Source organism: Allobosea sp. 10N428 (assembly GCF_056394545.1).
The window spans coordinates 25259-37152 of sequence record NZ_JBFTIC010000013.1 but is presented as its reverse complement, the minus strand read 5'-3'; the positions used below and the strand labels follow the sequence as shown (position 1 = coordinate 37152).

11 protein-coding genes and 2 pseudogenes are annotated in these 11894 nt (G+C 60.2%); 7 read left to right on the top strand and 6 right to left on the bottom strand.

All coding sequences use genetic code 11. The features are described from left to right. The first annotated feature begins 35 nt into the window (after positions 1–35). The 3 genes and pseudogenes from AC1DDA_RS25120 (at position 36) to AC1DDA_RS25110 (ending at position 2400) form a co-directional block, all read left to right on the top strand. A complete protein-coding gene (locus AC1DDA_RS25120; protein WP_476797818.1) occupies positions 36–962 on the top strand; it encodes a Gfo/Idh/MocA family protein in 927 nt (308 codons plus the stop codon). Continuing rightward, a pseudogene (locus AC1DDA_RS25115) lies at positions 913–1981 on the top strand (aldose epimerase family protein). The gene AC1DDA_RS25120 and the pseudogene AC1DDA_RS25115 overlap by 50 nt, the downstream one beginning before the upstream one ends. A gap of 287 nt (positions 1982–2268) precedes the next feature. After that, complete coding sequence (locus tag AC1DDA_RS25110; protein WP_476797817.1) at positions 2269–2400, top strand: hypothetical protein; 132 nt, start codon at positions 2269–2271, stop codon at positions 2398–2400. A gap of 803 nt (positions 2401–3203) precedes the next feature. Here AC1DDA_RS25110 and AC1DDA_RS25105 read toward each other — a convergent pair. After that, the gene (locus tag AC1DDA_RS25105; protein ID WP_441514050.1) at positions 3204–3356 is read right to left on the bottom strand and encodes a DUF6894 family protein; all 153 of its coding nucleotides are present in this window, start codon (positions 3354–3356) and stop codon (positions 3204–3206) included. A 559-nt stretch (positions 3357–3915) separates the two neighbouring features. Further along, positions 3916–4329, bottom strand: a complete 414-nt coding sequence (locus AC1DDA_RS25100; protein WP_476797816.1) for a hypothetical protein — start codon at positions 4327–4329, stop codon at positions 3916–3918. Between AC1DDA_RS25100 and AC1DDA_RS25095 the strand changes: the two genes are divergently transcribed. The 3 genes and pseudogenes from AC1DDA_RS25095 to AC1DDA_RS25085 all read left to right on the top strand — a co-directional run. After that, positions 4328–4822, top strand: a complete 495-nt coding sequence (locus AC1DDA_RS25095; RefSeq protein WP_441514052.1) for a YciE/YciF ferroxidase family protein — start codon at positions 4328–4330, stop codon at positions 4820–4822. The two genes, AC1DDA_RS25100 and AC1DDA_RS25095, sit on opposite strands and share 2 nt — an antisense overlap. A 47-nt stretch (positions 4823–4869) precedes the next feature. After that, positions 4870–5280 carry a low affinity iron permease family protein gene (locus AC1DDA_RS25090; RefSeq protein ID WP_476797815.1) on the top strand — a complete coding sequence of 137 codons (411 nt, stop codon included), beginning with the start codon at positions 4870–4872 and terminating at the stop codon, positions 5278–5280. A 178-nt stretch (positions 5281–5458) separates the two neighbouring features. Further along, a pseudogene (locus AC1DDA_RS25085) lies at positions 5459–5754 on the top strand (DDE-type integrase/transposase/recombinase); the annotation flags it as partial. A 315-nt stretch (positions 5755–6069) separates the two neighbouring features. On the opposite strand, the gene AC1DDA_RS25080 reads toward AC1DDA_RS25085, so the two are convergent. Further along, positions 6070–7053 carry an AraC-like ligand-binding domain-containing protein gene (locus tag AC1DDA_RS25080; protein ID WP_476797814.1) on the bottom strand — a complete coding sequence of 328 codons (984 nt, stop codon included), beginning with the start codon at positions 7051–7053 and terminating at the stop codon, positions 6070–6072. Positions 7054–7164: 111 nt separating this feature from the next. Here AC1DDA_RS25080 and AC1DDA_RS25075 point away from each other — a divergent pair, with 111 nt between their 5' ends. Then, on the top strand, positions 7165–8901 hold the full coding sequence (locus AC1DDA_RS25075; RefSeq protein ID WP_441514055.1) for a putative bifunctional diguanylate cyclase/phosphodiesterase: 1737 nt from the start codon (positions 7165–7167) through the stop codon (positions 8899–8901). 210 nt (positions 8902–9111) lie between these two features. Here AC1DDA_RS25075 and AC1DDA_RS25070 read toward each other — a convergent pair whose 3' ends face one another. The 3 genes from AC1DDA_RS25070 to AC1DDA_RS25060 all read right to left on the bottom strand — a co-directional run bounded on the left by AC1DDA_RS25070 (position 9112) and on the right by AC1DDA_RS25060 (position 11649). Next, positions 9112–10548, bottom strand: coding sequence for an NAD(P)/FAD-dependent oxidoreductase (locus AC1DDA_RS25070; RefSeq protein ID WP_476797813.1), 1437 nt, complete (start codon positions 10546–10548; stop codon positions 9112–9114). Positions 10549–10629: 81 nt separating this feature from the next. Further along, entirely contained in the window at positions 10630–10974 is a 345-nt protein-coding gene (locus tag AC1DDA_RS25065; protein WP_441514057.1) for a RidA family protein, read from the bottom strand. Positions 10975–11031: 57 nt separating this feature from the next. Beyond that, positions 11032–11649: a helix-turn-helix domain-containing protein gene (locus tag AC1DDA_RS25060; RefSeq protein ID WP_441514058.1), complete on the bottom strand. Its 618-nt coding sequence runs from the start codon at positions 11647–11649 to the stop codon at positions 11032–11034. Between the last annotated feature and the right edge of the window lie 245 nt (positions 11650–11894).

Here is an 11894-nt window from a genome sequence, read left to right as displayed (position 1 = left end):
CTGCGATCCGTTTCGATTGGGAGAGTGCCGAAGTGGTGACGCCGATACGCCTTGCGATCGTAGGTCTGGGCAAGATCGCCCAGGCGCAGCATCTGCCAGCCATCGCGGCGACAGCTGGCATCGAGGTGGTGGCCGTCGCCAGCCGCCATGCCAGTCTCAATGGCGTCGCGCATTTCGCGACGCTGGAGGAGCTTCTGGAGCGGGCTCCGGACATCGAGGCCGTCGCACTTTGCACGCCGCCGCAACCGCGTCGCGCTCAAGCGATTGCGGCGCTCGCCGCCGGCAAGCATGTGCTGCTCGAAAAGCCGCCCGGAGCCACGACGGGCGAGCTCGCCCCGATGCTGGCGAGGGCAGGCGAGAGCGGGCGGACGCTCTTCGCCATATGGCACTCGCGCTTTGCCCCGGCCGTCGTGCCGGCACGACGGCTGCTGACGCAGCACAAGGCACGCGCCGTGAAGATCACCTGGAAGGAGGACGTGCGGGTCTGGCATTCCGGGCAGGGCTGGATCTTCGAACCCGGCGGCCTCGGCGTCTTCGACCCCGGCATCAACGCGTTCTCGATCCTGACGGAAATTCTGCCGGAGCCGGTTTTCGCGACGGGAGCGGAGCTTTCGTTTCCGGCCAATCGACAGGCGCCGATCGCCGCCGACATCGAATTGGCGAGTCCCTCGAGCCTTCCGATCCGCGCCGCATTCGATTTCCGCCAGAGCGGCGAGCAAACCTGGTCGATCGAGATCGAGACAGATGCTGGGGTGCTGCTGCTCTCCTCGGGCGCAGCGAGGCTGAGTTTTGCAGGGGACCTGCTCGTCGACGAGCCTGAGCAGGAATATCGCGGCATCTATCGCCGTTTCGTCGAACTGATCCGCGCAGGCCGCAGCGAAGTCGACCTCACGCCGTTGGCGCTTGTTGCCGATGCCTTCATGCTCGGCCGCCGCCATATCGTGGAGCCGTTCGATGACTGAGCGCAGCCCGCCAATTCGCAGCGTGACGCTGCGCTCGCCCTCCGGCATGGAGGCCGAGATCATCGACAACGGCGCCAGCTTGCGCGATCTGCGCGTGCCGGCAGCGGATGGCTCTTGCCGGCGAGCGGTCCTTGGCTTGCAGAGCCTCGAGGATTATCCAGCACATTCGCCCCATATGGGCGCCGTCGCCGGCCGATTTGCCAATCGCATCGCGCATGGGCGCTTCTCACTGGGCGGCCAGGATTATCAGCTGCCCCTCAATGAGAATGGTCGTCACTCGCTGCACGGAGGCCATGACGGCTTCGGCAAGCAGCGCTGGACCTTCGTCGAAATCGGCGAGCGGTCCGCAACTGGCGCTGGTTTCGCCGGACGGCGATGCCGGATATCCGGGGACGGTCCGTGTCTGGTGTCGGTACAGCCTCAACGACGGCGCGACGCTGCGCATCGAATTTTCGGCCACGACCGATGCTCCGACGATCCTCAACCTGGCGCATCATCCCTATTTCAAGCTCGACGATGAGGCAGACGTGCTGAGCCATCGCCTGCAGATCGACAGCGATCTGGTCCTGACGACCGATGCCGAGCTCATCCCGGACGGATCGATTGCGTATGTGGGCGGCACGCCGTTCGATTTCCGGCAGTTCCGATCGATCGGAGCTGCATCTGCCGGGGCAGCGCAACCCCGCTACGATTGCTGCTTCCTGCTTCGGCGCGATGCCATGGAACGCGACGCCGCCTCGGGGCTGGAACTCGCGCGGGCAGCGACGCTGACCTCCGAGGTCAGCGGTGTGACGCTGGAAATCTGGACGACGCAGCCATGCCTGCAGCTCTATGACGGTGCCAAGCTCGCGCTCTCGGTGCCGGCACTTGGCGGGGCGAACTATGGCGCCTTCGCTGGCGTCGCGCTCGAACCGCAGCACGCGCCGAATTCGCCCAATCTGCGGCACTTGCCTTCGACCGTGCTTTCGCCGGGGATCGTTTACCGGCAAGTCAACGAGTACCGCCTGTTCCAACGCTAGCCACGCCGACCCGCGCCAGCCTGCGCTCTCTCGACGCGCGGGGGATGGCCGATGTCAGAACTCGTTAGACAAGTCTCTTTCTGTGCTCATTAGAAATGTCGCCTGCGGACTTAGGGTTGGAGGTCGCTCATCCGCGCTTCAGCGGGATATCGGTGGCGGCAGGCGGCACCGTCATCAAGACTAGCGGAAGCGAGATGAGAAGCTGGATGGCCGCGCGGCCGGAGCGATGTTGAACTCCCACGGCGAGAACAAGCTGACATGTCCCCAGACGATGGGCACCTGCCTCCTTGGCAGCCTCATATACCTCGGGCGGCGCCACCGGGGTTTGCGAGGACGGCACCGAGGTCCGCTTCGTCGTGACCCATTTCAGCGACCGCTACTTGGCAGTCTCCGGGCGTACCCAGGCGCTCGCGGCCTAAGAGCCTTTGATGTTTAGGCCAACGGCGTGGCTTGCTAGGAACATTAAAAGGTTCCGGGCGTTCCTTGACGTTGGAGCGCCGGGGTCATCGAATGTCCAGTGTGCTAAGCATACATCGCGTCGGCCTTGAATGGGCAGCACGAGATGTCACCGGCGCCAACTACGGACAGTCTCCCGAGCTGTTCGAGGCCATCGAGGCTGCAGAGCGCTTGGCAAGGCGTAACGGTGCTCAGGTGGTACTGAGCCGCGAAGCTCAGAACTACCTTCTCACGGAGCGGAAGGCGAAGCCCAAACGCTAAAAACCTCTGTCCCCCGCGCTTGATCGCGGTGGCTCCTCACTTCTCGCGTCGCACGCGAACGATTGGCCCTCAAGTGAAACCGACAGTCGAGACGTACACGGCAGTCTTGCCGTGGTACGAGCGCGCTGATTTTCAGCGCATGTGGGAGCTCGCCGACGATCATGACGACATGCCAAGCGATTATGAAGTCTGGTATGCGTCAGCGCTAGAAGTCATGAACGCCTGGCTCGCTCACGGGCGAGCGCTTCAGATTGTCACGATCCGTCCGGACGAATTTCTGGATTGGCTACGGGCTCGTGGGCTCCCGAACACCGCCGCGACCCGACTGAAGTACGTGGAGGAAAAAGCGAGAGGCGGCGCCGGCGATTTGGCGGGCTTGGCCGCGGCATCAGGAGCGAGCACGGCGTCTGAAGGAAATCCGCGCGCTTAGTCGCTCTCTTTTTTGAACTTCAGAGAGGCGCGGTAAACTTCCTGGCCGGCCTCATTCTCGACCCGCGCTCTCAGATCAAAGCGATTGCCATCCGGCAACTTGTCCTTGGCTATCGGCGAGGGCTCGCTGAGCATCCTCCTTGGCCGCTTTTTCATTCGGAAAATCCAGGGGCTTCTCGTCGCGGTCCACCCGGTTCCCCTCTTCGGTGGTGAAACGATATTTCGGCATGGGATTCCTCGCATTTTTGGAGGAATACAGAATCGGCCGGGGGTTCCTGTTCCCGACTCGCATATCATATAACGATGGCCAAGATTGCTGCGATGATAGAGCGGCACTGGAGCTTGGGAACTCCGCATGCACGCGGTCCGTACAGCGTCTAGCGTCCCTGTTGTGTGAGGCGTCTCATGGTTGCCGTGCGAAAGCCGGCCGAACTGCCGCCCCGCCGCCATAGCCCTATCAAGCGCGAGCTGTATCGGGAGATGCAAGGATAACGACGGCAACCGAGTGCTACTTCCTGATTGAGTCGGCCCGTCAATTGCTAACGCGGTGCGACGACTGACGTGCTTCGGTGCCTAGGAATTTTGCGCTCGCAGGATCGCGAGGCGCTTCGTGCGAACCATTTGCGACCGCCTCTTAAGCGCAGGGAACCATCATCCGCTTTGCCGGATTCTCGGGCTGGAGCGCATCGAGCAACTAACCGGCACCCCGGAAGGCATGCCCGAGGAGCGCGCTAATCCAGCTTGTTCTCGATGTCGAGATATGGCGGGCGACGCATCGTCTGTAAAGCTCAGGTTCGGCGGTAAGGCTTTTTCTGAAATCGTCGCATCACTCGATGCGCCAATTCGGTCGCATCATCTCCGCCATCAAGCGCAAGCGATATCACAACAAACTGCATACGCCGACGGTGCCACACTTTGTCAGCCGGTGCGATGCCTACTTCCACGTAGTTCCATGCAATTTCCAAAGCCATCTCCGCTCGCGATATAGCCTGCGTGTCTTCGAGAATGGCGAATGGGTCTGCATCGGGCATTTGTTCGCTTCGATTCGAGACTTTGCCTAAGCAGGACGCGCCACTGCGGAAGGCGCCATCAGTCATTAAAAAAAGACGGTTTGAGCTGTGATATTTCGTTAGAGACGGACTGCGGGAACTCGCGGTGCCCGAGATGGTTTGACGGCCATCATCAACCCGGAGGAAGATCATGGCCGCTCAAGAAAAGACCCTGGACGACCTGTTTTTGGACACGCTCAAGGACATCTATTACGCCGAGAAGCAGATCCTGAAGACGCTGCCAAAGATGGCGAAGGCAGCGCAGTCTCCGGAACTCAAGAAGGCGTTCGAAACTCATCGCGACGAGACCGAAGGGCATGTCGAGCGCCTCACCGAGGTATTCGATCTCATCGGCAAGGCTCCGCGCGGCAAGACCTGCGACGCCATCCTCGGCATCATCGAGGAAGGCAAGAGCATCATCGAGGAGTTTGAGGGCAGCCCGGCACTCGATGCCGGCCTGGTTGCCGCAGCCCAGGCGGTCGAGCACTACGAGATGGCCCGCTATGGAACGCTGAAGGCATGGGCGCAGCAGCTGGGCCACAAGGACGCGGTGACCTTGCTCGATCAGACGCTTAGCGAGGAAACGAAGACGGATAAGGTCCTCTCGCAGCTCGGCATCACGGCGACGAATAAAAAGGCCGCGTGAACGCGGAGGCGCCGGGCTCAGCGCGGCGCCTCTTTTCGGGGGTACTCATGACCACAAAGTATGAACATCGTCCCAGCAAGCACAATCGTGCTTCGCTCTTCACACGTTTAGCTCAGGCGGTTGCGACCTGGACCGGGAAACCTGTGACGTTCTTCGCTGCCGTCGCCATCATCTTGGTTTGGGCTGTCTCTGGCCCAATCTTCGGCTTCAACGACACCTGGCAGCTCGTCATCAACACCTCGACCACAATCATTACATTCCTGATGGTCTTCATCATACAGAACAGCCAAAACCGCGACACGGCGGCGATGCAGATCAAACTCGACGAGCTGATCATTCGGCTCGAAGGAGCGCGCGAGGAACTGCTGGACCTCGAGGAGCTTGATGAAAAGGACCTAGCCCTGATTCGCAAGGATTTCTGCGAGCGAGCATCAAAGGCCCGGAGCCGATCGGCTTAAGTGGCGGCTTCGGACCTATGGTGCAACCGGTATTCCAAGCCGAAGGCTGAGCTTCGACAAGCATGACGCATCCTGGCCTGCTGCCGGTCGTGGACACCGAGATTGGGTGTTTTATGAAGCGGGAGATGGCGTATGCGGCGAAGACAATTTGGGCGTGAGTTCAAGATCGAGGCGGTCCGCCTGGCCGCGTCGGCGCAGCCAGCCCAAGGATGACGGCCAGATGTCGACGTTCGCGCAGAATACGCTCGGCCGGGAGTTCCACGCCGAACGGCCCAACCAGCGCTGGATCGCCGACTTCACCTACATCTGGACCGCAGAGGGATGGCTTTACGTTGCAGCCGTCATCGACCTCTTCTCCCGCCGGGGGGTGGGCTGGTCGATGAAGGCCGCGATGACCGCCGGGCTCGTGACCGATGCGCTGATGATGACGATCTGGCGCCGGGAAAGCCGGATGCCCTGCTGCACCATTCGGACAGTAAATAGATCGAGGCCAGTTCCCGGGCGGTCTGTCTCAAATACCGATCGACCGTTTGGTAGGCTGGCGCCGCAAGGTGCCCCGTGCGGTCTGACCCGCATTCCGATCGACCCGCCAGTGTCTTTCCCTGGACCTGTCGGTGGGGAGACCATCGAATGTCGTTGCGCGCCAATTCCGGACATGGGGTGCCTGCCCGAAACCTGACATCAACCAAACGGCAACGAAAAGGCACCTCACGATCCAGGTGCTAAAAATAACGCGGGTGCGTTTTCCAGAACAGCGGCCGGTTTTTTTCCAAAACGCGATGGCGCGCCTCACGTCGCGTCGGTTGTCTTCGGCCCACCCGCCTCGCTCAACGAGCGGCGATATTCGCTGGGCAGTTGGCCAAAAGCTGCCTTGAACTTGCGGCCGAAATGGGTCATGTCCGAGAATCCCCAATTGTAAGCAATATCACTCACGGTCCGGTGCGATTGTGCAAGGTCTTCGAGGGCTTTCCTACAGCGCGCCAGCCGCCTTTCCTGGATGATGCGCGAGATCGACGTGTTTTCATCTGACAGCGCAGCATTGGCGTACCGCACGCTCACACCGGCCGCCGCCGCGACCGATGCCAGATCTATCTTCGGATCAGGCAGGCGCGCTTCAATTGCGGCACGTACTTTCATACGGACCAGCGCACGCGCTGACGAGGCGCTCCTCCCGTTCACGCCCCCCGCTTTTTCCAGCGACAGTGTCATCAGTTCCAGCGTCTGGTTCCGAATGGTTTCTTGGGCCAATGGGTTCAAGCTGGCGACGAACGATGGCAGCATTGCCAGAAAACTCGAGGTCAATCCGACCTCGGCTTCAACCGGCCGAAGGGTGCGGGCAGTGATCGCTCGTAAGGAGCCCAAGTGCGCTTCCAGTTGTCGCCTCGGCACTTTGACTACCAGCAGTCGCGAACCGGCCGAGAACTCCCCCGTGTAGGGCAGGCACGGATCGAGGACTGTTATGTCTCCAGGATGAAGCAAGGCATCTCGCCCCTCCTGTTCCAGGATCAAACGACCCGCGGCTTGGCGGCAGATCAGGACTTCATCGGAATTCGCATTTGCAGCGTGTGCGGCGCTGTGAACGACCGTCATCGCCGCATTGCTGAATTCGACTAAGCCGAGGTCAGCGAGAGCGCTCGACCGAAGCTCTGCATGAAATTCCGGCAGGCAGCGCGGCTTTGAATCGTGATGGATCACGTTCTGGCACGCGACGCTATGCCAGTAGTCAAACCGGTTGCGACGAGGAACGTCCGCCGTCGAGAATATCAACTCCACTTCAGCCTCCCGACTGGCGACGACGGCCGATCATTAATGCCCGCAGAGCCGATCGCCCGGCGTACAAATCGACTAAGGTTCTTGAAATCACAAACATGGCTTCAGTTCGACATGAACGAGATTCACGAACCAGACTTGGATAAATCCGACCTCCAGAATGAGCAGCGTGGATGTGGCTATGATCACATCGCCCTCAAACCGGATTTGACGAGCCTGCTTGACCTATCGACAGATGGAGTGCTCGTTGGCGATCTTCGGGAAAGGGATTGTCCACTGATATATGTAAATCCAGCGTTTGAGCGTATAACTGGGTATACCGAGAGCGAAGCAATTGGAAAAAACTGTCGCTACCTTCAGGGACGAGATAGGCTTCAGCCCGAAATTAAATATCTTCGAGAAGCGATAGATAGCGGACGCAGCGTTTGCGTAACGCTTAGAAATTATCGAAAAGACGGAGAAATGTTTTGGAATGAACTTAGGATCGAACCAATCAATATTGTTGATGGCCGGCCTGCTCACTACCTTGGCCTGATGCGTGACGTAACAGTGCGGAAATGCGCCCTGGATCGCGTCGAACAAAATGCACGTCTCGATCATTTAACCGGCGCGCTCAATCGCAATGCGTTCGCGGATGAGCTCAATCGTCTTGCAGTGGTGAAATCAGAGTCTCTGCTGGTCGCCAAGCTCGATGTTGCCGGGTTTCATGATATCAACTCTGGCTATGGTTACGATGCCGGTGATGAGGTTTTGACACAAATTGCCAAGCGCATCCGGAGCGTGGGTTTCTCGATCGTTTCACGAACGGGATCCAATGAATTCGCGATCGCGCAGCCGCTAGGGCACCAAAATAACACCCCAGAAACGATCAATTTGATCCGCTCTGCTCTAGCGCCAGAATTCCTCGTAGCGGGAGCGACAATCAATATTCGCTTTGCCATTGGCTTTGTCGTCGGCCTTTCGACTTTGGACGCGACGAAGCTGATGCGCCAGGCCGACTCCGCCCTGCGACGCTCCAAGTCCAGCAACTTTCTCGAGGCGTCTGAGTTCAAAGCCGAGGATGAGATGCGCAGTCGCAATCGCATCCGGATGACCAGCGAGATGCAGCATGCGCTGACAAACGACGAATTCGGATTTCAATATCAGCCCAAGATTGATCTCTCGACAGGGGCCATCGCGGGGGCCGAGGCCTTGCTGCGCTGGCGCCACGGCCTATTCGGCACGCAGATGCCCGGTAGCTTCATCACCCATGCGGAGGACACGGGGCTTATCCTCGAGATTAGCAGGCGTGGTCTCCACGCCGTAGCAGACTTCGCCGCCCGAATTAATCGAGCGCGCAGTCGTGCGCTCAACGTGTCAATCAACGTGTCAGCCATAGAGTTCAGGCATCGGGACATGCCTGGATTCGTGAACGAGGTTATTTCGGCGAGCGGCGTCGATCCTCGCTGGATCACGCTTGAGCTAACGGAGAGCAACATGGCGGAGAGCTCGCCCGCGATGATAGCTATCATGACGCGCCTGCGGGACCTTGGCGTTGGCCTCTCGATCGATGATTTTGGAACCGGATACGCCAATCTGCGCTATTTGGAGGAGTTTCCCATCACGGAACTCAAGATCGATCGCAGCTTCATCCGCGGACTTGAGCAGAGCCGATCGAAAACGATCATTATCGAAGCAATTGTTCGCCTGTCCAATGAGCTTGGTTTCCAGGTCGTTGCGGAAGGCATAGAGACGCCAGAGGAATGCGCGCGGCTGCAAGATCTGGGATGCCACTTGGGGCAGGGCTTCTTGTTCGGCAAGGCGATCGATCCGGAGGCTTTCGCAGAAGTCGTCGCGCAAGCGGTAGCATGAGCATTCGAGCCAAACCACGAGAGCGCAGAGTCCGAGAATGCCCCCTTCGCGCGTTGGCATCGCGCCCAGACTGCCCCCGGAACCGGACATTCTTGAGTTCAGGAAATGGCGCCAGACCTCGAACACCCTTGGGAAGGCTTGCTACCTGGCAGGCCCGGTTGGCAACGCCGACACCAGCCCTGCAGGGGGAGGTCGGGCTTCATTTGCGAGCTAACGCGTGCCGATCCGAAGGCCGAATACCTTCGGGACCGCGGCGGCCACGCGCATCATGACGCCTGCCCGATTGCCACGCTCCTCTGCCTCCTCGCAACCGATAATACCCCAGCGCACGAGCCTACCGCCAACAGCTCTGAAGGGTTCGGGTGGCAATTTAGGGACGTCGCGCGTGCACAGGGGCAGCGTCGACCATTCATCCTTCACGCCTAGTACAAGCGAGGCCAAGCATTGTCCGCCCATGTAGCTCGGGTTGACGCCGTGGCCGGAGTAGCCTGCTCCATAGTGGATGCGTGCACCTGCCACTGTCCGGAAGAAAGGCAGCCGGTCGGACGAAACGTCGATGCCGCCGCCCCACACCTTTTCAACGGGGACATCAGCCAAACCAGGCAACAGCCTGCGCAGTCCTTTCTCGGCTCGCGCCGCCGAACCGCGGTCAGTGGTCAATGCAGGATTCCTGGTGTTTCCGGCGAAGCTGATCGGCCCGGAACCGGATCCCATCAGGATGCGGCTATCTACGGTCTTTCGGAAGTAGTGGACGAACATGCGTAAGTCCGCGAGCCCCTGGTCGCGGTTCCAGCCCATCGCAGCTAGCTTCTCGGGCGCCGGCGCGGTCATCAGCGCGTAAGACGAGAACACGCTGACATGCGGGCTTACCTCTGGGCGCTTCGCCAATTCGATGTTCGTCGCGAGGACGACTTCGCGAGCGATGATCTCGCCGGCCGGCGTAGAGATCCGGTTTGGCGAACCGGGGTCGAGCCCGGTCATCGGCGTGTTCTCGTAAATTGCGACGCCAGCCTCAATGGCAGCTTTCCGCAGCGCCCGCGCCAACCGAGCAGGATGCACGTTAGCGCCTTCCGGCAGGTATAGGCCACCGCGGAATACCGGCGAGCGGCAATAGTCGGCCACCTGCTCTGGCGTCAGCGCCTGCGCGCTGTCGGGCACGCCGAGACGCTTTGCCGTTCCGACATAAAGCTGGATCTTCGCATCCTGCGCAGGGGCAGCTGACACACGAACATTGCCCGACTCGCGCCACCAGACATCGCGCCCGGGAGCTGTAGCAAAGGCCCGTATCGCGTCCTGGGCACGCGTACCGGCTCGTGCAACAGCAAGAGCGCCATCAGCGCCGATGTTGGCCGCCATGCCGGCAAGCGAGGCCCAGTATCCATGGACCTTCCCACCGTTCTTGCCGCTGGCGCCGGAGCCACAAAGAGAGGCCTCGATCAGCGCGATCGAGAGCTTCGGCGCGCGCTCGCGCAAAGCCAGAGCCGTCCAAAGCCCGGTGAACCCTCCGCCCACAATTGCGATGTCGACAGTGATCTGGCCGGAAAGCGAAGGCGAGGGCTTCTCGCCGCCCTCCGCGCGAAGCGCGTCGCTGAACCACCAGGAAGGATCCCCGGGGGAAACCGATGGATAGACGGATGGCTGCGACATGGCTGTGCACCGAATGGCGAGGCGAATTGAAGCGGAAGGTCGATGCCCTCCACCGTGCGACACGGCGAAGGGCTTATGAGCTCAGACGAGCGCCTGAACCTGGATTTCGACGAGGATGTCGTCGGCAGCCAGCTTCGACTCCACCGTGGCGCGAGCCGGGGGCTGCTTGGGGTCGACCCAGGCTTCCCATGCCGCGTTCATTTCATTGAAGGTGCTCACGTCCTTGAGCCAGATGTTGGCGACAACGATGCGCGTTTTGTCGGTGCCGGCCATCGCCAGGTAGTTGTCGATCTGGGCGAGGATGTCGGCGGTCTGTTCCTTGACGCCGCCGCTGCGGTCCTTGGCGGTCAGGCCGGACAGGAAAGCGAACCCGTTCGCAACCAGCACCTTGCTGAGGCGGCCGGTGACTTCGTGACGCGTAATCATGATTCCTCGTGACAGTTTAGAAGAATGGGCAGCCTCACGCGGCCCGACGCTATCGCCCTAAAGGTGCGATTCTCGGATGTTGATGATCCAAATCAGCCTTGCCTCACTGCCCGAGCGGTTGGTGAGGTAGTGTGGGATCGTGCTCGGAAACTGGAAGCTGTCGCCTTCTGCGAGCTGAAAGACTTCTTCTCCCACCGTCAGATCGACGTTGCCCGACGTCACGTAGCCGGCCTTGTCGCCCGGCCCAGTGAGCACATCCATGCTCTGGGCTCCGGGCGGCACAGTGAGGATCATGAAGCGGAGCTGATTGTTGTCGCGGGGCGAAAGCAGTTCTTTGGTGAAATGGCTCCCGCCGACGACGATCTTAGGTCGCTCGCCAGGACGTCGAACATAGGGGTTCTCGCGCGGAGCTTCGGCCTCGCTCTCAAGGAATGACCACAGCGTCACGCCAAGCGCGGCACGAAGCTTCTGCAATGTGCTGATTGAGGGGTTAGTTGCACCGCGCTCGATCTGGCTGATGCTGCCTGCCGAAACCCCAGCCTTCGCCGCCATCTCAAGAATGGTCATGCCACGCTCCGTGCGCAGAGCGCGAAGGCGGCGGCCGATCCTTTGATTTTCCAACTGCTCTTCGGTCTCGGATTCGAGGCTTTCGGCAGTCTGAATGGCATCCGACATGGGGGCTCACGGCTAAGAGTGATCAGAAGACGATATGATGAGGAGTGAACGGGCGCAACCATTATACTGAATTTATGCGACCTAGCGATTAAAGCTGTTTGGTATCATCACTTTAGAGATAATTCGGTCGCCTCACCGCCGCTGCGCTGCCCAGAATATGCTTGACGCCAGGCATCGATGATGAAAATTTTCGTCCAAAGTGAACCAGGTCGACAACGTTTTGGCCACTAGGTTCAGTATTCTGA